This window comes from Paraburkholderia sp. GAS448, from assembly GCF_050435685.1.
Lineage (GTDB): Bacteria > Pseudomonadota > Gammaproteobacteria > Burkholderiales > Burkholderiaceae > Paraburkholderia.
The window spans coordinates 137,846-159,097 of record NZ_JBNDKT010000009.1 but is presented as its reverse complement, the minus strand read 5'-3'; the positions used below and the strand labels follow the sequence as shown (position 1 = coordinate 159,097).

22 protein-coding genes are annotated in these 21,252 nt (G+C 64.3%); 14 read left to right on the top strand and 8 right to left on the bottom strand.

What is annotated here, in order from left to right:
• The first annotated feature begins 11 nt into the window (after window positions 1-11).
• From P3T23_RS18795 to P3T23_RS18785, 3 genes are all read left to right on the top strand, one after another.
• A complete protein-coding gene (locus P3T23_RS18795; protein WP_429317656.1) occupies window positions 12-509 on the top strand; it encodes an NUDIX hydrolase in 498 nt (165 codons plus the stop codon).
• A gap of 10 nt (window positions 510-519) precedes the next feature.
• Entirely contained in the window at window positions 520-1,692 is a 1,173-nt protein-coding gene (mnmA, locus tag P3T23_RS18790) for a tRNA 2-thiouridine(34) synthase MnmA (RefSeq protein ID WP_429317655.1), read from the top strand.
• 195 nt (window positions 1,693-1,887) lie between these two features.
• Window positions 1,888-3,498, top strand: coding sequence for an FMN-binding glutamate synthase family protein (locus P3T23_RS18785; RefSeq protein WP_429317654.1), 1,611 nt, complete (start codon window positions 1,888-1,890; stop codon window positions 3,496-3,498).
• A gap of 116 nt (window positions 3,499-3,614) precedes the next feature.
• Here the strand turns inward: P3T23_RS18785 and P3T23_RS18780 are convergent, their stop codons facing one another.
• From P3T23_RS18780 to P3T23_RS18770, 3 genes are read right to left on the bottom strand one after another with little or no spacing between them, the layout of a single operon-like run.
• Window positions 3,615-4,475 (bottom strand): ABC transporter permease, encoded by an 861-nt coding sequence (locus P3T23_RS18780; protein ID WP_429317653.1) that lies wholly within the window; start codon window positions 4,473-4,475, stop codon window positions 3,615-3,617.
• Window positions 4,476-4,500: 25 nt separating this feature from the next.
• Complete coding sequence (locus P3T23_RS18775; RefSeq protein ID WP_429317652.1) at window positions 4,501-5,295, bottom strand: ABC transporter ATP-binding protein; 795 nt, start codon at window positions 5,293-5,295, stop codon at window positions 4,501-4,503.
• A 48-nt stretch (window positions 5,296-5,343) separates the two neighbouring features.
• Complete coding sequence (locus P3T23_RS18770; protein ID WP_429317651.1) at window positions 5,344-6,366, bottom strand: ABC transporter substrate-binding protein; 1,023 nt, start codon at window positions 6,364-6,366, stop codon at window positions 5,344-5,346.
• Window positions 6,367-6,598: 232 nt separating this feature from the next.
• On the opposite strand from P3T23_RS18770, the gene P3T23_RS18765 reads away from it, so the two are divergent.
• Both P3T23_RS18765 and P3T23_RS18760 read left to right on the top strand, forming a co-directional pair.
• A complete protein-coding gene (locus P3T23_RS18765; protein ID WP_429317650.1) occupies window positions 6,599-7,276 on the top strand; it encodes a response regulator in 678 nt (225 codons plus the stop codon).
• The gene (locus P3T23_RS18760) at window positions 7,266-8,654 is read left to right on the top strand and encodes a sensor histidine kinase (RefSeq protein ID WP_429317649.1); all 1,389 of its coding nucleotides are present in this window, start codon (window positions 7,266-7,268) and stop codon (window positions 8,652-8,654) included. The genes P3T23_RS18765 and P3T23_RS18760 overlap by 11 nt, the downstream gene beginning before the upstream one ends.
• Here P3T23_RS18760 and P3T23_RS18755 read toward each other — a convergent pair.
• Window positions 8,646-9,257, bottom strand: coding sequence for a glutathione S-transferase C-terminal domain-containing protein (locus P3T23_RS18755; RefSeq protein ID WP_429317648.1), 612 nt, complete (start codon window positions 9,255-9,257; stop codon window positions 8,646-8,648). The two genes, P3T23_RS18760 and P3T23_RS18755, sit on opposite strands and share 9 nt — an antisense overlap.
• A gap of 217 nt (window positions 9,258-9,474) precedes the next feature.
• On the opposite strand from P3T23_RS18755, the gene P3T23_RS18750 reads away from it, so the two are divergent.
• From P3T23_RS18750 to purH, 5 genes are all read left to right on the top strand, one after another.
• Window positions 9,475-10,884, top strand: coding sequence for an aminopeptidase P N-terminal domain-containing protein (locus tag P3T23_RS18750; protein WP_429317647.1), 1,410 nt, complete (start codon window positions 9,475-9,477; stop codon window positions 10,882-10,884).
• Window positions 10,885-10,900: 16 nt separating this feature from the next.
• Window positions 10,901-12,118: a UbiH/UbiF/VisC/COQ6 family ubiquinone biosynthesis hydroxylase gene (locus P3T23_RS18745; RefSeq protein WP_429317646.1), complete on the top strand. Its 1,218-nt coding sequence runs from the start codon at window positions 10,901-10,903 to the stop codon at window positions 12,116-12,118.
• 198 nt (window positions 12,119-12,316) lie between these two features.
• Entirely contained in the window at window positions 12,317-13,384 is a 1,068-nt protein-coding gene (dusB, locus tag P3T23_RS18740; RefSeq protein WP_429317645.1) for a tRNA dihydrouridine synthase DusB, read from the top strand.
• The gene (locus P3T23_RS18735) at window positions 13,381-13,614 is read left to right on the top strand and encodes a Fis family transcriptional regulator (RefSeq protein WP_133660946.1); all 234 of its coding nucleotides are present in this window, start codon (window positions 13,381-13,383) and stop codon (window positions 13,612-13,614) included. Before dusB ends, P3T23_RS18735 begins: the two co-directional genes overlap by 4 nt.
• A gap of 60 nt (window positions 13,615-13,674) precedes the next feature.
• Window positions 13,675-15,240: a bifunctional phosphoribosylaminoimidazolecarboxamide formyltransferase/IMP cyclohydrolase gene (gene purH / locus P3T23_RS18730; protein ID WP_429317644.1), complete on the top strand. Its 1,566-nt coding sequence runs from the start codon at window positions 13,675-13,677 to the stop codon at window positions 15,238-15,240.
• A 147-nt stretch (window positions 15,241-15,387) separates the two neighbouring features.
• On the opposite strand, the gene P3T23_RS18725 is transcribed toward purH, so the two are convergent.
• On the bottom strand, window positions 15,388-15,627 hold the full coding sequence (locus tag P3T23_RS18725) for a hypothetical protein (RefSeq protein WP_429317643.1): 240 nt from the start codon (window positions 15,625-15,627) through the stop codon (window positions 15,388-15,390).
• Window positions 15,628-15,745: 118 nt separating this feature from the next.
• Here P3T23_RS18725 and ruvC point away from each other — a divergent pair, with 118 nt between their 5' ends.
• Window positions 15,746-16,288 carry a crossover junction endodeoxyribonuclease RuvC gene (ruvC, locus tag P3T23_RS18720; RefSeq protein ID WP_429317642.1) on the top strand — a complete coding sequence of 181 codons (543 nt, stop codon included), beginning with the start codon at window positions 15,746-15,748 and terminating at the stop codon, window positions 16,286-16,288.
• Window positions 16,289-16,375: 87 nt separating this feature from the next.
• Here the strand turns inward: ruvC and P3T23_RS18715 are convergent, their stop codons facing one another.
• Window positions 16,376-17,020, bottom strand: coding sequence for a LysE family translocator (locus P3T23_RS18715; protein WP_429317641.1), 645 nt, complete (start codon window positions 17,018-17,020; stop codon window positions 16,376-16,378).
• A 180-nt stretch (window positions 17,021-17,200) separates the two neighbouring features.
• Here P3T23_RS18715 and ruvA point away from each other — a divergent pair, with 180 nt between their 5' ends.
• The 3 genes from ruvA to P3T23_RS18700 all read left to right on the top strand — a co-directional run bounded on the left by ruvA (window position 17,201) and on the right by P3T23_RS18700 (window position 19,949).
• A complete protein-coding gene (gene ruvA / locus P3T23_RS18710; RefSeq protein ID WP_429317640.1) occupies window positions 17,201-17,782 on the top strand; it encodes a Holliday junction branch migration protein RuvA in 582 nt (193 codons plus the stop codon).
• 120 nt (window positions 17,783-17,902) lie between these two features.
• On the top strand, window positions 17,903-18,967 hold the full coding sequence (ruvB, locus tag P3T23_RS18705; RefSeq protein WP_429317639.1) for a Holliday junction branch migration DNA helicase RuvB: 1,065 nt from the start codon (window positions 17,903-17,905) through the stop codon (window positions 18,965-18,967).
• A 49-nt stretch (window positions 18,968-19,016) separates the two neighbouring features.
• Complete coding sequence (locus P3T23_RS18700) at window positions 19,017-19,949, top strand: oxygenase MpaB family protein (protein WP_429317638.1); 933 nt, start codon at window positions 19,017-19,019, stop codon at window positions 19,947-19,949.
• Window positions 19,950-20,001: 52 nt separating this feature from the next.
• Here the strand turns inward: P3T23_RS18700 and P3T23_RS18695 are convergent, their stop codons facing one another.
• Together P3T23_RS18695 and dtd are read right to left on the bottom strand one after the other, a co-directional pair.
• A complete protein-coding gene (locus P3T23_RS18695) occupies window positions 20,002-20,673 on the bottom strand; it encodes a histidine phosphatase family protein (RefSeq protein ID WP_429317637.1) in 672 nt (223 codons plus the stop codon).
• Between the two features lie 70 nt (window positions 20,674-20,743).
• The gene (dtd, locus tag P3T23_RS18690; protein ID WP_429317636.1) at window positions 20,744-21,202 is read right to left on the bottom strand and encodes a D-aminoacyl-tRNA deacylase; all 459 of its coding nucleotides are present in this window, start codon (window positions 21,200-21,202) and stop codon (window positions 20,744-20,746) included.
• Window positions 21,203-21,252: the final 50 nt, after the last annotated feature.

The window sequence follows — 21,252 nt, the reverse complement described above, 5'->3', positions numbered from 1 at the left end:
AATGCCGTCCCATGAAACCGGAAACTTGGGCTCCGCATGTCACGGTGGCCGCCATCGTCGAGCGCGACGGGCGCTTTCTCGTGGTCGAGGAACATACGTCCGACGGAGCGCGGCTGAATCAGCCCGCCGGCCATCTGGAGGCGGGCGAAACGCTCGTCGAGGCGGTGATCCGCGAAACCCTCGAAGAAACGGCGCATCCGTTCGCGCCCGAGGCGCTCGTCGGCGTCTACATGGCGCATTTCGGCCGTCCGCAGTCCGAGGGCGTCACCTATCTGCGCTTCACGTTTTGCGGCGCGAGCCGCGAACCGGCGCAAGACCGCGCGCTCGATCCCGATATCGTCCGCACGCTGTGGATGAGCGCCGACGAACTGCGTGCCTGCCAGGAGCGGCACCGCACGCCGCTCGTGATGCAATGTATCGACGATTACCTCGCAGGCCGGCGTTTCCCGCTCGACTTCGTGCACACGCACTCGGTCGGGCCACCCCGATCAGGTAGCAACCAGAAGTAGCAGGAAGACAATGAGCAAGCAGAAAGTCGTAGTGGGCATGTCGGGCGGCGTGGATTCGTCGGTGACCGCGTGGCTCCTCAAGGAACAGGGATACGACGTCGTCGGTCTTTTCATGAAGAACTGGGAAGACGACGACGACAGCGAATACTGTTCGACCCGGCAGGACTGGATCGACGTGGTGTCGGTGGCCGACCTGATCGGCATCGACGTCGAGGCGGTCAACTTCGCAGCCGAATACAAGGACCGCGTGTTCGCCGAATTCCTGCGCGAATACTCTGCCGGCCGCACGCCGAATCCGGACGTGCTGTGCAATGCCGAGATCAAGTTCAAGGCGTTCCTCGATCACGCGATGTCGCTCGGCGCGGAAACCATCGCGACGGGCCACTATGCGCGCGTGCGCCAGAACGGCCAGAGCGGCCGTTTCGAGCTTCTGAAGGCCAAAGACCACACGAAGGACCAGTCGTATTTTCTGCATCGGCTGAACCAGGCGCAACTGTCGAAGACGCTCTTCCCGCTCGGCGAGATTCCGAAGACGAAAGTGCGTGAAATCGCTGAGCAGATCGGCCTGCCGAACGCGAAAAAGAAGGACTCCACCGGCATCTGTTTCATCGGCGAACGGCCGTTCCGCGATTTCCTGAACCGCTATCTGCCGACCCAGCCCGGCCCGATGAAGACACCCGACGGCAAGGTCATCGGCGAGCACATCGGGCTCGCGTTCTATACGTTCGGCCAGCGCAAGGGCATCGGGCTTGGCGGCAGCAAGGAAGGCAGCGGCGAGCCGTGGTTCGTCGCAGGCAAGGACATCCCGTCGAACACGCTTTATGTCGTGCAGGGGCACGATCATCCGTGGCTGCTCAGTCATTCGCTGAGTGCAGGCAATACCAGCTGGGTCGCGGGTGAACCGCCCACGGAAGGCTTCGCGTGCGGCGCGAAGACGCGCTATCGCCAGGCCGATGCGGCGTGCACGTTCACTACGATGGACCTCGTGGGCGGCCTCGCCGGTCCGTGCTATTTCGGCCTCGATTTCGACGCTGCCCAGTGGGCTGTCACACCCGGGCAATCTGCGGTGCTCTACGATGGCGACGTGTGTCTCGGCGGCGGCATCATCGAGCACGCCGCGACTGCGCAACCCGTGGCGCGCCAGCCACAGACGGCAGCGCTCCTCACGGCGCGCCGTGCCTGACGCGGCAAGGCGGCCCCCCATCACGCCGTCACGCGCAGTGGCGGGACGTCCTTGCTGCACCAGCGGTCCGATTTACCCCGACGCATCGACAGACAGCTGTCAATCTCACCCCGCGGCGGATCCCGTCTGCGCCAAAGCTCGCGTTTCAGGCGCGGCCCATCCCGCTGCGGTGATCTTCACTGCAATGGAGTCTCCATGTTCTCTCGACGTTATCTGGCCGTGTGGTGCGCGGTCCTGCTGCTGGTCGCGTCCGTGGCGCTCGCCGCGCTGCATCACCTCTCGTGGTTCTGGAGCATCGTGCCGCTCGCGCTGGTCGCGCTCGGCGTCTTCGACCTGACCCAGGAGCGGCACGCGATCCTGCGTAACTACCCGCTGTGGGGTCACTTCCGGTTCCTGTTCGAATTCATCCGGCCGGAGATCCGTCAGTACTTCGTCGAAAACGATACCGACGAGAAACCGTTCTCGCGCGCCCAGCGCAGCATCGTCTATCAGCGCGCGAAGAACGACGTCGACAGCCGCCCCTACGGCACCGAGCTCGACGTGAAAGCGGTCGCGCACGAATGGATCAGCCACTCGCTCGCCCCGACCACGCTCGACGGACACGACTTCCGCATCGTCGTCGGACCCGGGCGCGCGCAGCCTTATTCGATGTCGATCTTCAACGTGTCGGCGATGAGCTTCGGTTCGCTGTCGGCGAACGCGATCATGGCGCTCAACCTGGGCGCAAAGAAAGGCAACTTCGCGCACGACACCGGCGAAGGCTCGATGTCGAAGTATCACCGCGAGCACGGCGGCGACATCATCTGGGAAATCGCTTCGGGCTACTTCGGCTGCCGCAACGACGACGGCACCTTCAACGCGGAAAAATTCGCGAAGCAGGCGCAGGAGCCGCAGGTGAAGATGATCGAAATCAAGCTGTCGCAAGGCGCGAAGCCGGGCCACGGCGGCGTGCTGCCGGCCGCGAAGATCACGCCGGAAATCGCCGAGACGCGCGGCGTGCCGATGGGCCGCGACTGCATCTCGCCCGCGACGCACTCCGAATTCTCGACGCCGCGCGGCCTGCTCGAATTCGTCGAACGGCTGCGCACGCTGTCGGGCGGCAAGCCGACCGGCTTCAAGCTGTGCATCGGCCATCCGTGGGAATTCTTCGGCATCGCCAAGGCCATGCTGGAAACGGGCATCCTGCCTGACTTCATCGTAGTCGACGGGGCGGAAGGCGGCACCGGTGCGGCGCCGCTCGAATTCACCGATCACGTCGGCGTGCCGTTGCAGGAAGGTCTGCTGCTCGTGCACAACACGCTCGTCGGCGTCGGCCTGCGCGACAGGATTCGCGTGGGAGCAAGCGGCAAGATGATCACCGCGTTCGATATCACCAAAACACTCGCGATCGGCGCCGACTGGGTCAATGCGGCGCGCGGCTTCATGTTCGCCGTGGGCTGCATCCAGGCGCAGACCTGTCACACCGGCCGCTGCCCGACCGGTGTCGCGACACAGGATCCGGTGCGCCAGCGCGCGCTCGTGGTGCCTGACAAGTCGGATCGCGTGTTCAGCTTCCATCACAACACGTTGCATGCGCTGAAGGAAATCATTCAGGCCGCGGGCCTGCATCATCCGTCGGAGCTGCGCGCACATCACATCGTGCGGCGCGTGTCCTCGCATGAAGTGCGGCTGATGTCGGAGCTGCTGAAGTATCTGGAGCCGAACGATCTGTTGAACGGCAACTATCGTTACTCGCTGTACGAAAAGTGGTGGCCGGTCGCGCGAAGCGATTCGTTCGCGGCGAAGCTGGAGCCTGCTGCGGTGTAATCCGGCAAGCGATGTCGCGACGCCATGCCAAACGAAAAAAAGCGCCTGCAGTTCACATGCAGGCGCTTTTTCTTTGCCACTACGGAATCAGGCGTCGCTTACGCCTGAGGCACAAATCATGCGCCAGTCGGCCGCCACTTCAGCAGGCGCTGCTCGACAGCCGTCAACAGGTAGTCTGCCGCCAGCGCCACCACCGCGAGCACGATCATCGCCGCGAATACGCCGCTCGCGTTGAACGCGCCTTGCGCCGTCGAGATCAGCAGCCCGATGCCCTGCTTCGAACCCAGGAACTCGCCGACCACCGCACCGACCAGCGCGAAGCCAAAGCTCACGTGCAGGCTGGCCAGAATCCAGCTGAGCGCCGACGGAATCACCACCGATGTCGTCACCTGACGGCGCGATGCCCCCAGAATCTGCGCGTTCGCGATCATGTAGCGGTCGGCTTCACGCACGCCCTGGAACGCGTTGGCAAACACGACGAAGAACACCATCACGACCGCGAGCGCCACCTTCGACGCCATCCCGAGACCCAGTGCAATCACGAATATCGAGCCGAGCACGACGCGCGGAATCGAGTTGGCGATCTTGATGTAGAGGCTGAACACGTCGGACAGCAGCTTGTTGCGACCAAGCACGATGCCGCAAAACACGCCGGCCACCGAGCCGATGATGAAACCGAGACCGGTCTCTTCGAGCGTCACCCAGACCTGCGTGAGAAGCGGCCCTTGCGAGGTGCCGTTCACGAACCAGTCGATGATCTGATTGAAGATCGCCGAGGGCATCGAGAAAAAGAACGGATCGATCCACTTGAGCCGCGCGGACAGTTCCCAGCCGCCGAGCACGACGATGAGCACGAGAATGCGCAGCGAAATCACCAGCGCCTGACGCTGACGGATACGCTTTTGCGCGACGCGCTCGACCTGCGCGAGCGACGTGGGATCGATGCCCGACGGCATCGTTTGTTGAGGGGTGGACATGCCTGATGTGCTCCGCTTTGCTTGATTAACCGATCTGCACTTCTTCGCGCAGGTCGTGCCAGATATCGCGTGAGATCTCGATGAAGCGCGGGTCGTAGCGGATCTCCGAGGTGACGCGCGGACGCGGCAGGTCGATCTCATACACCTTCTTCAGCGTCGCGGGCCGCGCAGTCAGCACGAACACCCGGTCGGCGAGCGCAATCGCTTCTTCGAGATCGTGCGTGACGAACACGACCGAGCCCGTGCCTGACCACAGTTGCAGCAGCTCATCCTGCATCAGCGTGCGGGTCTGCATGTCGAGCGCGGAGAACGGCTCGTCCATCAGCAGGATTTCCGGCTTGTTGATGAAGGTCTGCGCCAGCGCGACGCGCTTGCGCATCCCGCCCGACAGTTGATGCGGATAGTGCTTGCCGAACTTGTCGAGACCGACACGGCGCAGCCATTCATCGGCCTCGTCGTACGCCGCCGATTTCGAGCGCCCGCGATACAGCGGACCCGCCGCGACGTTATCGAGCACCGAACGCCACGGAAACACGGCGTCCGCCTGAAACACGAAGCCGATGCGCGGATCGATGCCATCCACCGGCGCACCCATTACGCGCACTTCGCCGGTGGTCGGCTTGAGGAGGCCCGTGATCATGCTGAGCGTCGTCGACTTGCCGCAGCCCGTCGGTCCGACGACGGCGACGAATTCGCCTCTCGCCACTGACATGCTGAAATCGCGCAACGCGATCGTCGCCTTGCCGTCCGGGGAAATGAAACGGCACGACACGTTGCGTAGCTCGATAGCCGGTGTGCCGCGTGACAAAGGTTGATTCATCGCCTGCTGCCTCATTCCTTGCGTGATTGTGTGGATTGGTCCGTTGCCTTACTTCGACGCCGTGCTGACGGCCGGGGAAGACACGTAGTCGTTCGTCCAGGTCTTGGCGAGGTCGATGTGCTTGCCCTTCACCGAAGGATTGAATGCGGACAGCACCTTCAGCACCGTGTCAGGACCATCGGCGGGCATCTTGCCGTCCTTCGTGAACATCGGCAGCGACGACTTCAGCGCGGCCACGTACAGGTCCTTGTTGTTGCCGTAGTAGTCCTTCGGCATCTTCGCGGCGATGTCTTCGGCGCTGTGCGTCGCGATGAAGTTGAGCGTCTTCGCGAACGCGCGCGACAGCTTCGCGGCTTCATCCTTGTGCGACTCGGCCCACGCGCGCTGCACGTAGAAGCTCGACGCCGGATAGGTGCCGCCGAGCGCAGCCCGCGTGCCTTCGAGGGTGCGCATGTCGACCAGCACCTTCGCGTCGCCGGTCTTCAGCAGTTGCGAGACGGTCGGCTCCGTCGTCATGCCGGCGTCGATGCGGTTCTGCTTGATCGCGGCGATAAAGCTGTTGTCCGCGCCGACCGGCAGCAGCGTGTACTGCGTCGACGGCACGCCCGCGCGCTGCGCAAGGTATTGCGTGAGGAAGCTCGTCGACGAACCGAGACCGGTCACGCCAAGCGTCTTGCCCTTCACGTCGGCCATGGTCTTCAGCGTGTCGGCGGCTTTCGTCGACACCATTTCGACTTCGCCCGGCACCTGACCGAAGATCACCAGCGCCTGCACTTCCTTGCCCTTGCTCTGCAGGTCGATCGTGTGATCGTAGAAGCCGACCACGCCCTGCACCGCGCCCGCGAGCAGTTCGTTTTCCGCGTCGACGCCGGCCGGTTGCGACAGGATCTCGACGTCGAGCCCTTCGTCCTTGAAATAGCCGAGCTGTTCGGTCAGTTTGGCCGGCAGATAGATGATCTTGGTGGCGCCGCCGACCATGATCGTGAGTTTTTCGGCATGAGCGGCAGCCGAAGCGGCCGCGAGAGCAAACGCAACACCCGACACAGCGGCAATCTGGCGCAAGGTACGCATCAAGCAGTCTCCTGAGGTTGGGTCGCCGCTATGCTGCGGCGCTTTCTGGATGAATGTGGCGGATTATAGAAATTCCAAGCCTTCTGCAAGCTTTCGGGGCCGTTGGCAAATCATGGGTGTTAACCCGTGGTCATGGCGCAGTCCTGCTTTCTGTCCGGCAAGCACGGCTGAAAGCGCGCAAAGCCCACGTTTTACGGCACAATCGACGGCCTGATTGACGGCCCTCCCCACCATGAAGCTCCTGCTGATCGAAGACAATCCGACGCTCGCGCACTGGCTCGCGAAGATGCTCGAACAGGAGTCGTTCGCACTCGACTCGGTCCAGGACGGCGATGCCGCCGACCATCTGCTGCGCATGAATCACTACGATGTCGTGCTGCTCGATCTGAACCTGCCGAAGCTGTCAGGCAAGAACGTGCTGCGCCGCCTGCGCCAGCGCGGCGACGCGACGCCCGTGCTGATCCTGACCGCGAGCGGCTCGATCGATGAAAAGGTCGAACTGCTCGGCGCCGGTGCCGACGACTATCTGGTGAAACCGTTCGAAGTACGCGAACTCGTTGCGCGCATCAAGGTGCTGATTCGCAGGCAGTCGCCGTCGAAAGCGGGCGAAGTGGTGTGCGGCGATCTGGCGTTCGATATCGACACGCGTCAGTTCACGCTCAAAGGCGCGCCGCTGAACGTTACGCCCCGCGAGCGGACGGTGCTGGAAACGCTGATCCTGCGGCTCGGCAAGACGGTCTCGAAACCGGCTCTGGTAGACGCGATCTTCACGCTCGCCGACGAACCAAGCGAAGACGCCGTGGAAATCTACATCTCAAGGCTGCGCAAGAAGCTCGATGGCAGCTCGGCGGCGATCGTCACGCTGCGCGGGCTCGGTTATCTGCTGCGCAAGAAAGAAGATGACCAATAGCCTGCGCGTGCGCCTGTTGTGGTGGCTGCTCGTACCGCTTGCGCTGTACGTCTTCGTCACCGGCAAGGCGGAGTTCGACAACGCCCGGCGCACAGCGGATCTGGTGCAGGACAACAAGCTGGTCTCGTCGGCGCGGATGATCGCGGGCGAAGTGGAATGGGTGGACGGCTCGCTCACCGTCGATGTGCCGCCCGCCGCGCTCGAAGTGTTCGTCTCGCCGTATCGCGATCAGGTGTTCTACAGCGTGACCGTCGACGACGGCCGGCTGCTTGCCGGCACCCCGGATTTCCCACGCAGCGCAAGCCAGCCATCCGACGAACCTGAGTACTACGACGCCAGCCTGCATGGCCAGCCCGCGCGCGCGGTCGGCGTCGTGCGGCAGATGTACGACAACGGCGCGACGCGGCGCGTGCTGGTATCGGTCGGCAAGACCGTGCGCTCGCGCGATGCAATGGCGGAGCAGCTCTGGCGACCGCAGCTGGTGCGGCAGATCGAGATGATCGTGCTGGCGGTGGCGCTCGTGTGCATCGGGCTCACGTTCGAGCTGCGGCCGCTCCTGAAAGTGAAGGACGACGTGGCCGACCGCGACCCGATGCAGCTCGAGCCGATTCGGGTCGAGCGGCTGCATACGGAATTGCGGCCCATCGTCGAAGCGATCAATCAATGCATCGCACGGCTGGGTGTGCAGGTCGCCGCGCAGCGACGCTTCATCGCGGATGCCGCCCATCAGTTGCGCACGCCCCTGACCCTGCTCGGCACGCAGTTGCAGTTCGCGCGACAGCACGGCGGTATCGGGCCGGAGCTGGCGGAGGCGCTCGCGGCGATGCACCGGAGCAACCAGTCGATGGTCGGGCTCACCAACAAGCTGCTCCTGCTCGCGCAGGCCGAGGCGGCTGACTACACGCAACTCGCGAATGAACCGGTGGATCTCGCCGCGCTGGCGATGGACGTCGTCGAGGATCTGGCGCTGCTCGCGCAGACGCGCGAGATCGATCTGGGCGCCGAACTGGCCGGCCCCGCGCCCGTAACCGGGCACCCGGGACTGCTGTCGGCGCTCGTCGCGAATCTCGCCGAAAACGCGATTCGCTACACGCCTGCGGGCGGGCACGTCACCGTCGCCGTCAAAAACGACGGCGCAACCGTCACGCTGACCGTGTCGGACGACGGCCCGGGCATTCCGGCCGAAGCACGCAGCCGTGTGTTCGAGCCGTTCTATCGCGCGTCGGCGGACACCGAAGGCACCGGTCTCGGGCTCGCTATCGTGCGCGAGATCGTCGTGGCGCACCGGGGCGAGATCACGCTGGAGCCAGGCGCAGGCGGCCGCGGCGTCACGGCGACGGTGACGCTCGCCTCAGCCCGCCCCGGCAGGTCAGTCTGACGGCACCGTATCGATGAACGACTGGCGCTGCGACAGCTTCTGGAAGTGCTTGTCGAGATTCGGATACGCTTCGCGCCAGTTCAGCTGCGGCATGCGGAAGTCCAGATAGCCGAGTGCACAGCCGAGCGCGATATCGGCAAGCGTGTAGTGATTCCCCGCACACCAGTTCTTGCTGCCAAGACCCTGCGACATCGCCACGAGACCGTCGTGGATCTTGCGCTGCTGGCGCGCAACCCATGCTTCGCTGCGATGGTCGGCCGGACGCTGCGTTCCTTCGAGGCGGATCAGCACGGCCGCATCCAGGATTCCGTCGGCGAGCGCTTCCCAGCAGCGCACCTCGACGCGCTCGCGCCCCGACTGCGGAATCAGCTTGCCGACCGGTGACAGCGTATCGACGTATTCGCAGATCACGCGCGAATCGAACACGGCCTCGCCGTCTTCCATGACGAGGCACGGCACCTTGCCGAGCGGATTGAACGTATGAATCGTGGTTTCCGGCGCCCAGACGTTCTCGAGTACCAGCCTGTAGTCGATCTTCTTTTCGGCGAGCACGATCCGCGCCTTGCGGACAAACGGACTGGGGAAAGAACCGATGAGTTTCATGACACACTGCCCTGTTTGGATTTCGGCGGAAGTATACGTTGGTTTGCATTCATCCAGACGACGTCCTGGCGTCTTGTGATGCGCGCCGAACGGAGCTGTGGACGGATTGCAACATTGCGGCAAGCGCTCCTCGACGGCTAGCTGGCCGGATGGCTAACAGCTGCGCCGCCGGCCGGCCCGGCCGCGCATCGAAGGCTGTGAGCGCTACAATCGCACGATGAACCAGCCGACCGAACTCACCATCGCCGTCGACGTCTACCGCCAGCGCCGCGAACGCGTCCTCACCGCGTTGCGGGAAGCAGGCGGCGGCGTCGCCATCGTCCCCACTGCGCCGGAAGTGCTGCGCAACCGCGACGCCGACTATCCGTACCGGCACGACAGCTACTTCTACTACCTGACAGGCTTCACGGAACCCGAAGCGCTGCTCGTGCTCGACGCCAGCGCGGCATCGGGCGAACCGCGCTCGATCCTGTTCTGCCGGGCGAAGAACGTCGAGCGCGAAACGTGGGAAGGCTTCCGCTTCGGTCCCGAGGGCGCGCGCGAGGCGTTCGGCTTCGACGCCGCGTTCACCTTCGACGAAATCGACGCGCACCTGCCGCACCTGATCGCCGACAAGCCCGCGCTGCACTACGCATTCGGCGCATCCGCTGAACTGGACGGCCAGGTGCGCGGCTGGGTCGAGGCGGTGCGCGCACAGGGCAGAAGCGGCGTCACGGCGCCCGGCGCGATCCACGATCTGCTGCCGGTGCTCGACGAGATGCGCCTCATCAAGGACGCCCACGAACTCGCGATCATGCGCCGCGCAGGCCAGATCTCGGCAAAGGCGCATCGTCGGGCGATGGCGGCCTGCCGTCCCGGTGTGCGCGAATACGAACTCGAAGCGGAACTGCTCTACACGTTCCGCAAGCATGGCGCGCAGGGTCCGGCGTACGGCTCGATCGTCGCGGCGGGCGCCAATGCCTGCGTGCTCCACTATCCGGCGGGCAACGCGATCGCGCGGGACGGCGATCTGATCCTCATCGACGCCGCGTGCGAACTCGACGGCTACGCGTCCGACATCACCCGGACCTTCCCCGCCAGCGGCCGCTTCACCCCGGCGCAGCGCGAGCTTTACGACATCGTGCTGGCTGCGCAGCAGGCGGCCATCGATGCGACGCGTGCCGGCGTCGACTTCGAGGCGCCGCATCAGGCAGCCGTGCGCGTGCTGGCGCAGGGGCTGCTGGATACCGGCATCATCGACCGTCAGCGCTTCGCTTCGGTCGACGATGTGATCGCCGAACGTGCCTATGCGCGCTTCTACATGCACCGCACCGGCCACTGGCTCGGCATGGACGTGCACGATTGCGGCGACTACCGCGAGCGCTCCGCGCCGCGCGACGAACAGGGCGCCATCCCCTGGCGCACGCTGAAGCCGTCGATGACGCTGACGATCGAACCTGGCCTCTACGTCCGCGCTGCGGACGACGTCCCCGAGCGCTACTGGAACATCGGTATCCGCATCGAGGACGACGCGATCGTCACCGCAACCGGCTGTGAACTGATGACGCGCGATGTGCCGGTCAAGGTCGACGAAATCGAAGCGCTGATGCAGGCTGCGCGCGCGTCAGCGGGCGCCGCGTGTGAGTGAAGGGAATCGAGACCAGATGAATGAAGTAGCCCAACCGTCGACGGACACGCCACAGCACACGCAGGCTGAAGCGCCGTTCGACTTCGACGTGACAATCGTCGGCGCAGGGCCGGTCGGCCTCGCGCTGGCCGGCTGGCTGGCGAAACGCAGCGCGACGCAGGCGCTTTCGGTGGCGCTCGTCGATGCACGCGAGCCGGAAGATGCTGTATCCGATCCACGCGCGATCGCCGTATCGCAAGGCAGCCGGATGATTCTCGAGCCGCTTCGCTGGCCCGGCGACGCCACGGCGATCCAGCGGATTCATGTCTCGCAGCGCGGCCATTTCGGCCGCACGCTGATCGACCACACGGAGCACGGCCTGCCTGCGCTCGGCTACGTGCTGCGCTACGGCTCGATCGTGCATACGCTGGCGGAAGCGGTGCACGCGACGCCCGTGCACTGGTTTCGCTCGACCGCCGCACTGCAGCCAGTGCAGGCAGACGACGGCGTCACGCTGCCGATCGAAAGCGCGCACGTCGCGCGCAATCTGCGCACGCGGATCCTCGTGAACGCCGAAGGCGGTCTCTATCACGAGCAGCGTAGCGGCACGGGCGCCACGCGCGACTACGGCCAGACCGCCCTCGTCGGCACGGTCACGCTGTCGGCCCCGCAACCGCACGTCGCATGGGAGCGCTTCGCGTCCGAAGGCCCGATCGCGCTGCTGCCGACGGGCGGCGTGCGCGGCGCGGACTACGCGCTCGTCTGGTGCTGCTCGCCCGAAGAAGCCGCGCGCCGCGCGCAACTCTCCGATGACGCCTTTCTCGCCGAACTCGGCGCCGCCTTCGGCAACCGGATGGGCCGTTTTACGCAGATCAAAGGCCGCGCATCCTTTCCGCTCGGGCTCAATGCGGTCGATACGCTCGTCAAGGGCCGCGTCGTCGCGATCGGCAACGCTGCGCAGACGCTGCATCCGGTAGCCGGTCAGGGCCTGAATCTCGGCTTGCGCGACGCCCACGCGCTCGTCGACGCACTGGCCCAGCACGGCGCGACGCCGGTCGCGCTCGCAGCCTTCGCCGCGCGCCGCGCGCTGGACCGGCGCCTGACGATCGGCGCCACGGACACCCTCGCGCGCCTCTTTACCATCGACTTCCCGCCGCTCGCCACGCTGCGCGGGCTCGCGCTCACCGCGCTGGAATTCGTGCCGCCCGTGAAGACCGCTCTTGCGCGGCAAATGATGTTCGGACAGCGTCGCTGACCCCTTCGGCGGGTCACGCGCCAACCGGCTCGCGAGCCGCCGAAGGTCTATGACCGAGCGGGCTTTCATAGAAGATTTAAAGGGTTACGTCAGACGCAAGTGATCTTTCGGGTTGCCGTTAACGGTAAAATGGCGGTTTTCCCTCGCATTCCGCGACCGTTTCGATCCGCTATCGACCGGTCGGCCGCCTCTCTTGCCATGCCTACTCTCGGCTCCCACAATCTGCGCAACAACCTGTTCGTCGCCCCGATGGCCGGCGTCACGGACCGGCCGTTCCGCCAGCTGTGCAAGCGGCTGGGCGCGGGCTATGCCGTGTCGGAGATGGTCGCGTCGAACGCGCAGTTGTGGAAAAGCGAGAAGACCATGCGCCGCGCGAATCACGCAGGCGAAGTCGAGCCGATTTCCGTGCAGATCGCCGGCGCCGATCCGGCGATGATGGCCGAAGCCGCGCGTTACAACGTGGCGAACGGCGCACAGATCATCGACATCAACATGGGCTGTCCGGCCAAGAAGGTGTGCAACGTCGCCGCGGGCTCCGCGCTCTTGCAGAACGAGCCGCTCGTGCAGCGCATCGTCGAGGCAGTGGTCAGCGCGGTGGGCATCGGCCCGGATGCCGTGCCCGTCACGCTGAAGATCCGCACCGGCTGGAATCGCGACAACAGGAATGCGCTTACCGTTGCGCGTCTGGCTGAAGACGCCGGCATTTCGATGCTGACCGTGCACGGCCGCACGCGTGCGGACCTGTATCACGGCGACGCCGAATACGAGACCATCGCTGCCGTCAAGGCCGCGGTGCGCATTCCGGTCGTCGCGAACGGCGACATCACGACGCCGCAAAAGGCACGCGAGGTGCTCGCCCTCACCGGCGCCGATGCGATCATGATCGGCCGCGCGGCGCAGGGGCGCCCGTGGCTCTTCCGCGAGATCGAGCATTTCCTGCAGACAGGCGAACTACTGCCGCCGCCGCGTATCGATGAGATCCAGCAGGTGATGAACGAACACCTCGAAGATCATTACGCGTTCTACGGCGAATTCACCGGAGTCCGCACTGCGCGCAAACACATCGGCTGGTACACTCGCGGCCTTTCTGGCGCCAACGTGTTCCGGCATCGCATGAATACGCTGGACACCACGCGCGAACAACTGCTCGCCGTCAACGAATTCTTCGACGCGCAAAAGGCGCTTTCCGACCGCCTTGTTTACGTTGAAGAAGATGCCCAAGACAATGACGGCGAGCCGGACAATAACGACCGACTGGCAGCATGAGCAAGCACAACATCGAACAATGCGTCCGCGATAGCCTGGACATGTACTTCCAGGATCTCGACGGCTCCAACCCGCACGACATCTACGACATGGTCGTATCGTGCGTCGAAAAACCGATGCTCGAGGTGGTGCTCGAGCAGGCAGGCGGTAATCAGTCGCTGGCCGCCGAGTATCTCGGCATCAACCGCAATACGCTGCGCAAGAAGCTGCAACAGCACGGTCTGCTGTAGCGGATTTACTACGGGTTTATTACTTCCTGCGCCCCTCAAGTCCCTCCCGGCTTTCTCATCATGATCAAGCAAGCGCTCATCTCCGTTTCCGACAAGTCCGGCATCGTCGATTTTGCCAAATCGCTGTCGGACCTCGGCGTCAAGATCCTGTCGACTGGCGGCACCGCGAAACTGCTCGCGGACGCGGGCCTGTCCGTTACCGAAGTCGCCGACTACACGGGCTTCCCGGAAATGCTCGACGGGCGCGTGAAAACGCTGCACCCGAAGGTGCACGGCGGCATCCTCGCGCGCCGCGACCTGCCTGAACACATGGCTGCGCTTGAGAAGCACGGCATCCCGACGATCGACCTGCTGGTCGTGAACCTGTACCCGTTCGTGCAGACGGTGTCGAAGGAAGAGTGCTCGCTCGAAGACGCGATCGAGAACATCGACATCGGCGGCCCGACGATGCTGCGCTCCGCGGCGAAGAACCATCGCGACGTGACCGTGGTGGTCGATCCGGCCGACTACTCTGTCGTGCTCGACGAAATGCGTGCGAACAACAATTCGGTCGGCTACAAGACCAACTTCCGTCTCGCAACCAAGGTGTTCGCGCACACCGCGCAATACGACGGCGCGATCACGAACTACCTGACGAGCCTGACCGACGAACTCAGGCACGAATCGCGCAACACCTATCCGGCGACCTTCAACCTCGCGTTCGACAAGGTCCAGGACCTGCGCTACGGCGAAAACCCGCACCAGAGCGCCGCGTTCTATCGCGACCTCACGGTGCCGGCTGGCGCGCTCGCGAACTACAGCCAGCTGCAGGGCAAGGAACTGTCGTACAACAACATCGCCGATTCCGATGCGGCATGGGAATGCGTGAAGACGTTCGACGTGCCGGCCTGCGTGATCATCAAGCACGCGAACCCTTGCGGCGTGGCCGTGGGCGCGGACGCGAACGAAGCATACGTGAAGGCGTTCCAGACGGATCCGACCTCGGCGTTCGGCGGCATCATCGCGTTCAACCGCGAAGTTGACGAAGCGACGGCGCAGGCCGTGTCGAAGCAGTTCGTCGAAGTGCTGATCGCGCCGTCGTTCAGCGCGGCGGCGCGCCAGGTGTTTGCCGTGAAGCAGAATGTGCGTCTGCTTGAAATCGCGCTCGGCGATGGCCATAACGCGTTCGACCTGAAGCGCGTGGGCGGCGGTCTGCTGGTGCAGTCGCTCGATTCGCGCAACGTGCAGCCGCGCGAGCTGCGCGTTGTCACGAAGCGTCATCCGACGCCGAAGGAAATGGACGATCTGCTCTTCGCCTGGCGCGTTGCGAAGTACGTGAAGTCGAACGCGATCGTGTTCTGCGGAAACGGCATGACGCTCGGCGTCGGCGCAGGGCAGATGAGCCGCGTGGACTCGGCGCGGATTGCGAGCATCAAGGCACAGAACGCCGGCCTGTCGCTGAACGGCTCGGCCGTGGCGTCGGACGCGTTCTTCCCCTTCCGCGACGGCCTGGACGTGGTCGTAGCCGCTGGCGCTACCTGCGTGATCCAGCCAGGCGGTTCGGTGCGCGACGACGAAGTGGTCGCCGCCGCCGACGAGCACAACATCGCGATGGTGCTGACGGGCGTGCGTCACTTCCGTCACTGATTCAAGCTCGCTGACTGGGGCGCTGCCGTTCTGCCCGTTCTGCCCGTTCTGCCGTCACCCAGGTTCAGCCGGTTGCTTCCCGGTCTAATGGTTGATTGAAACGGCCCGACAGGTTTTCCTGTCGGGCCGTTTTTCTTGGCGTGGTGTTTATTCGTCGGGTTCTTTCCGGGCGTAACCGTCTCTCACATCGGGATGTGAACTGATATATGTGCTGAGGCCCTGCCCGCGGCGCGCCAGTATCTTCATCGTGTCGACATGCTGCGCTCCCGTGCTGGCATAGGTGTACCAGTAGACATCGCCCGATCTGAATCGGACCGCGACGAAGTCATCGCCGATGTTGTATGCCACTACGCCCGAGTCGCCGCTGAGATTTCGATAGGTTTCCACCTGCGCCCGCCTCCCCCAGGCCCGCATGAGGCATTTATTCCCGCGATGCAGCCCCGAGCCGCCCGCTGTGCGGCCCGTTCGTTGTAGTATCGCAGGCACTTCGTCCGCATCGCACCTCATGAGAATTCTCGGCATCGACCCTGGTTTGCGTGTTACCGGCTTCGGCGTGATCGACCAGACCGGTCATCAACTCAGCTATGTCGCAAGCGGCGTCATCAAGACTGCCGATGCCGATCTCCCATCGCGGCTCGGCACGATCTTCGAGGGGATTTCGACACTTATCCGTCAGCATGCGCCCGATCAGTCCGCCATCGAAAAAGTGTTCGTCAACGTCAATCCGCAATCGACGCTTCTGCTCGGTCAGGCGCGCGGCGCCGCAATCTGTGGACTGGTCGCGGGTGGCGTGCCGGTCGCCGAATACACGGCGCTGCAGTTGAAGCAGGCCGTGGTCGGCTATGGCCGCGCATCCAAGGAGCAGATGCAGCAGATGGTTGCGCGTCTCCTGAATCTGTCCGGCGTACCCGGCACCGACGCAGCTGACGCACTCGGTATGGCAATCTGTCATGCACACAGCGGCGGCACGCTCGGCACGCTGGGCGGCATCGCACCAGGCCTCGCGAAGAAAGGGCTGCGCGTGCGGCGCGGGCGGCTGGTGGGCTAGGGCTCCGCGCAGGCGGTGGGGCACGTCCCGCCGCCTGCTCGATCACTGTCGAAAGAGCCCGCTGCTCTGCCTCGCGCCGTTTTGTACTCAGTTCCGGCTTGCCAGGGCCAACCGGCACGCAAGTCCCGCGAAGACTGATGCGAGTAGATACTGCGGTACCCTCGACGGCCGACGGCCCGACGTGAGTCTGCCACTCAGCCTGTCACTCAGCCGGCTCGCCATCAAGATCACCGCGCCGTTGACGCAAAGACCGATCAGGTTGAGCACGGTCGCCAGCAGCAGAATCTGCGCGACGATCGATCCGGCTTCAGGGCGCACGAACTGCGGAAACAGCGCGAGGACGAACAGCGCCACCTTAGGATTGAGCAGGTTGGTCAACAGCCCCTGCCGGAAGATTCTGCCCGTCGGATAACGACGCATCCCGGCACTCGGCGACAACACCGTTCCCTCGGCCCGGAACGTCTTCCACGCGAGAAAAAGCAGATAACCCGCACCCGCGAACCGCACGACGTCATACGCCACGGGCACCGCCAGAAACAGCTGCGACAGACCGAACGCCGCTGCAAGCGCATGACAGTACGTGCCGGCGAGAATGCCCGCCAGCGACGCAAAGCCCGCTGCACGTCCCTGACTGACGCTGCGAGACGCAATCAACAACATATCGGGGCCGGGTGTGGCGGTGAGCGCGAGACATGCGCCTGAAAAGAGCGCGAGCGTGGTGAGGCTAAGCATGGGAAAGTCCTTTTGTCGACATTGCCGCAAAAGGGATCTCAGTTTATTGAACCCTTCCGGACCGGTCAATTCGCACGCTTGCGCCGCACGAGCTCGGCCCCCGCGTCTTTTGCCCTGCAACTGCGCCGTGCCGCGGCGCCCTGCGCTACACTCGCCGTTTATTTCATCCTCGAACCTGCCATGATCGGTCGCATTGCCGGCGTCCTGCTGGAAAAGAATCCGCCGCACCTGCTCATCGACTGCAACGGCGTCGGCTACGAAGTCGACGTCCCGATGAGTACCTTCTACAACCTGCCGTCGACCGGCGAAAAGGTGGTGCTCCTCACGCAGATGATCGTGCGCGAGGACGCGCATCTCCTGTACGGTTTCGGCACCCCGCAGGAACGCTCGACCTTCCGCGAACTGCTGAAGATCACGGGCATCGGCGCGCGCATGGCGCTCGCAGTGCTATCCGGAATGAGCGTGCACGAACTGTCGCAGACCGTCACGCTGCAGGACTCCGCGCGCCTGACGCGGGTGCCGGGCATCGGCAAGAAAACGGCTGAGCGGCTGCTTCTTGAACTGAAGGGCAAACTGGGCGCCGATCTCGGCGCAATGGCCGGCGCGGCGTCGGCATCCGATCACGCCAGCGATATTCTGAACGCATTGCTCGCATTGGGTTACTCCGAAAAAGAAGCGTTGGCAGCCGTCAAGAACGTGCCGGCTGGCACCGGTGTGTCCGAAGGCATCAAGATCGCGCTGAAGGCGTTGTCCAAGACCTGAGCGGACCTGACAGGCTGGCCTGCACGCGGCGACGGGTAGAGCTTCACATACGGGAGCGCCTCGCGCACCCTGGCCGTTCGGCCAGCTTTAACGGCGAGCGCCGCGCGGTACAATGTGCCCATGATCGAAACCGACAAACTCGCCGCCGAGCGCATCATCGCGGCCACGCCCGTATCGACGCACGAAGAAGCGTTCGAGCGCGCATTGCGCCCGCGCCAGCTCGACGAGTACGTCGGGCAGGAAAAGGTGCGCGGCCAGCTCGAAATTTTCATCGAAGCGGCCAAACGCCGGTCCGAATCGCTGGACCACGTGCTGCTGTTCGGGCCGCCGGGCCTCGGCAAGACCACGCTCGCGCATATCATCGCGCGCGAGATGGGGGTCAATCTGCGACAGACATCCGGGCCGGTGCTCGAACGCGCAGGCGATCTCGCGGCGCTCCTCACCAATCTCGAAGCGAACGACGTGCTGTTCATCGACGAGATCCACCGCCTGTCTCCGGTGGTCGAGGAAATCCTGTATCCGGCGCTCGAGGATTATCAGATCGACATCATGATCGGCGAGGGTCCGGCCGCTCGCAGCGTCAAGCTCGATTTGCAACCGTTCACGCTTGTCGGCGCGACCACGCGCGCCGGGATGCTCACGAATCCGTTGCGCGACCGTTTCGGCATCGTCGCGCGACTCGAGTTTTATAACGCGGAGGAGCTGGCACGCATCGTCCGCCGCTCGGCGTCGCTGCTCGGCGCGCAGATTCATCCCGACGGCGCGTTCGAAATCGCGAAACGTTCGCGCGGCACACCGCGGATTGCGAACCGCCTGCTGCGGCGCGTCCGCGATTTCGCCGAAGTGAAGGCAGACGGCAACATCACGGCGAAAGTCGCCGATGCCGCGCTCGCCATGCTCGACGTCGACCCGGTCGGCTTCGATTTGATGGACCGCAAGCTGCTCGAAGCGATCCTGCACAAGTTCGACGGCGGCCCGGTCGGCGTCGACAACCTGGCCGCGGCAATCGGCGAAGAGCGCGATACGATCGAAGACGTCCTCGAACCGTATCTGATCCAGCAGGGCTTCCTGCAGCGCACACCACGCGGCCGGGTCGCCACGCTGCTGACGTATCGGCATTTCGGTCTTGCTGCACCGGATACGTCGAGTCCGGTACGCAACCTGTGGGATTCGGGCGAGCCCTGACCCCCGCGCCAAACATTGCATCAGGCACCAGCACAGGAAGAGCCAGGCGATGTCCGATCAAGCCAGTCCGAAAGGCGATCAAACGGGGTTCGCGCAGCTTGTCGCGAAACGTTTGCGTTCGAGGCTGGCTGCGGGCGTGACGCACCTGACGAGCGGCAGCGGCCCGTCGCTCGATTACTCCTCGCCACCCGGTGACCCCGGCCTCTTCGGCCCCGATGCCGTCTGCTGGAAAGTCCACTCCGACTTCACGTCGATGATGACGGGCGGTATTAGCGCGCTGCTGCTTCAGGCGCTGCATCCGCTCGCGCTGGCCGGTGTCTGGGATCACTCCTCGTTCCGCACCGATATCCTCGGACGGCTGCGTCGTACCGCGACGTTCATCTCGGGCACGACGTATGGCAACCGTCGCGACGCACTCGCCCTGATCGAGCGCGTGAAGCAGATCCATTCCGGGGTCGCAGGCACCGCGCCCGATGGCCGGCCCTACCGTGCGAGCGACCCCGCGTTGCTGACATGGGTGCACGTCGCGGAAGTGTCCAGCTTTATGACCGCGCATATGCGCTACGTGAATCCCGCGCTGCCTGTCGAAGCGCAGGATCAGTACTTTGCCGAAACGGCCCGAATCGCCGAAATGCTCGGGGCCGTCGAGATTCCCCGTTCGCGGGCCGAAATAGAAGCTTATCTGGTCGCGATGCGGCCTGAGCTGGAAGCCAGCTCGCGCACGCGTGAAGTCGTGAATGTGCTGATGAGCGCGCGGCCGCCAGGTGCCACAATGCGGCCGGCGGGCACGCTGATACTCAACGCCGGTGTCGATCTGCTCCCGGAGTGGGCGCAGGCGATGTTGGGCTTCGATACGTTTTCCCGTGTGAGGCGGGCGCTCGTACGTCCAGGTGTGAGGCTTGTTGCGCCCCTGATGCGCTGGGCGCTGGTGAACGGCGTATCGAAGCGGGCTCGTAGACGCGTCGCAGCGACGCGCGCCTGACGCACAGCCATCACCCGGCGCGCGCCCTGCACAGAACCCTCTGGCGCTCTGATCACCGCCCGGGCTGGGCCACTTTCCTAAGGTTATCGTCCTGACTGTGGCCACCCAGGTGCTCAACGTCAGCCCACGTAACAACCGTCGCCGCAGCGCCGTCGAAGTCCACCACATTCATGCTCGTATTGAGCAACGAATAGGTACGCGGTGCTTCGAGCGACAAACCGTTCGCAAACCGGTACACGCAATCAAGCACGCCACCGTGCGCAACGCACGCGATGCGCCCTCCGCGGTGCGCGGCGATGATCGGTTCGATCGCGTGCAGTACGCGATGATAGAACGCGCGCTGCGATTCGCCGTCCGGTGGCGCGAAACCCGGGTCACGTGTTTGCCAATGGGCATATTCATCGGGAAAGCGCCCGGCAATCTCGTCGCTGTCGTGGCCCTGGAAAGCACCGTATTGCCGCTCACGCAAGCCTTTACGTAGCTGAAGTGGCAAGCCGAGCGCACTCGCTATGGGCTGCGCGGTCTGCTGCGCGCGTATCAGGTCGCTCGAATAGATCGCATCCAGCCGCGCGCCCTGCTTCACTTCACCTTCAAGCCGTTGCGCGAGTTTCTGCGCCTGCTCGACGCCGCTTGTCGCGAGGGGTATATCGATGTGGCCCTGGATGCGTTTGATGCGATTCCAGTCGGTCTCGCCGTGCCGGATGAAGATGACCTGGGTGGACATAGGAAAGCATGCCTGGATCGGATACGGAGCCGCCATTGTCGCAAAATGCGACGGCGGACAACGAAAGGCTTCAGGGACGTGTCTGAAGCCAGAACGTGACTGGGCCGTCATTGACGAGCGACACCTGCATATCCGCGCCGAATTCGCCCGTCTCTACGACTGGATGCTTTGCCCGTGCGGCTGCGACGAAATAGTCAAAAAGGCGCCGTCCCTCATCGGGCGGCGCAGCCGGCGTGAAGCTCGGACGCAGACCACTGTTCGTATCGGCGGCCAGCGTGAATTGCGAGACGAGCAGCAAACCACCCGCCCGACCCGCGCCGTCGATGTTCTGCAAGGACAGGTTCATCTTGCCCGCCGCGTCGCTAAACACACGATAGCCGAGCAACCTGGCGAGCAGCTTGTCGGCGACGGCATCGGTGTCGCCGCGCTCCGCGCAGACAAGCGCGAGCAGACCTGCCTCAATCGCCCCCGTCACGCGATCGTCGACACGCACTTCGGCGCGCCGCACCCGTTGAATCAGCGCGATCAAGCGACGTGCTCCTTAAGCGCGACAAACGGGGCGGCCACCATGCGCATCAA

Coding starts and splice junctions, on each gene's coding strand:
- P3T23_RS18795 (WP_429317656.1), top strand. CDS start 12: ATGAAACCGGAAACTTGGGCTCCGCATGTCACGGTGGCCGCCATCGTC.
- mnmA (WP_429317655.1), top strand. CDS start 520: ATGAGCAAGCAGAAAGTCGTAGTGGGCATGTCGGGCGGCGTGGATTCG.
- P3T23_RS18785 (WP_429317654.1), top strand. CDS start 1,888: ATGTTCTCTCGACGTTATCTGGCCGTGTGGTGCGCGGTCCTGCTGCTG.
- P3T23_RS18780 (WP_429317653.1), bottom strand. CDS start 4,475: ATGTCCACCCCTCAACAAACGATGCCGTCGGGCATCGATCCCACGTCG.
- P3T23_RS18775 (WP_429317652.1), bottom strand. CDS start 5,295: ATGAATCAACCTTTGTCACGCGGCACACCGGCTATCGAGCTACGCAAC.
- P3T23_RS18770 (WP_429317651.1), bottom strand. CDS start 6,366: ATGCGTACCTTGCGCCAGATTGCCGCTGTGTCGGGTGTTGCGTTTGCT.
- P3T23_RS18765 (WP_429317650.1), top strand. CDS start 6,599: ATGAAGCTCCTGCTGATCGAAGACAATCCGACGCTCGCGCACTGGCTC.
- P3T23_RS18760 (WP_429317649.1), top strand. CDS start 7,266: ATGACCAATAGCCTGCGCGTGCGCCTGTTGTGGTGGCTGCTCGTACCG.
- P3T23_RS18755 (WP_429317648.1), bottom strand. CDS start 9,257: ATGAAACTCATCGGTTCTTTCCCCAGTCCGTTTGTCCGCAAGGCGCGG.
- P3T23_RS18750 (WP_429317647.1), top strand. CDS start 9,475: ATGAACCAGCCGACCGAACTCACCATCGCCGTCGACGTCTACCGCCAG.
- P3T23_RS18745 (WP_429317646.1), top strand. CDS start 10,901: ATGAATGAAGTAGCCCAACCGTCGACGGACACGCCACAGCACACGCAG.
- dusB (WP_429317645.1), top strand. CDS start 12,317: ATGCCTACTCTCGGCTCCCACAATCTGCGCAACAACCTGTTCGTCGCC.
- P3T23_RS18735 (WP_133660946.1), top strand. CDS start 13,381: ATGAGCAAGCACAACATCGAACAATGCGTCCGCGATAGCCTGGACATG.
- purH (WP_429317644.1), top strand. CDS start 13,675: ATGATCAAGCAAGCGCTCATCTCCGTTTCCGACAAGTCCGGCATCGTC.
- ruvC (WP_429317642.1), top strand. CDS start 15,746: ATGAGAATTCTCGGCATCGACCCTGGTTTGCGTGTTACCGGCTTCGGC.
- P3T23_RS18715 (WP_429317641.1), bottom strand. CDS start 17,020: ATGCTTAGCCTCACCACGCTCGCGCTCTTTTCAGGCGCATGTCTCGCG.
- ruvA (WP_429317640.1), top strand. CDS start 17,201: ATGATCGGTCGCATTGCCGGCGTCCTGCTGGAAAAGAATCCGCCGCAC.
- ruvB (WP_429317639.1), top strand. CDS start 17,903: ATGATCGAAACCGACAAACTCGCCGCCGAGCGCATCATCGCGGCCACG.
- P3T23_RS18700 (WP_429317638.1), top strand. CDS start 19,017: ATGTCCGATCAAGCCAGTCCGAAAGGCGATCAAACGGGGTTCGCGCAG.
- P3T23_RS18695 (WP_429317637.1), bottom strand. CDS start 20,673: ATGTCCACCCAGGTCATCTTCATCCGGCACGGCGAGACCGACTGGAAT.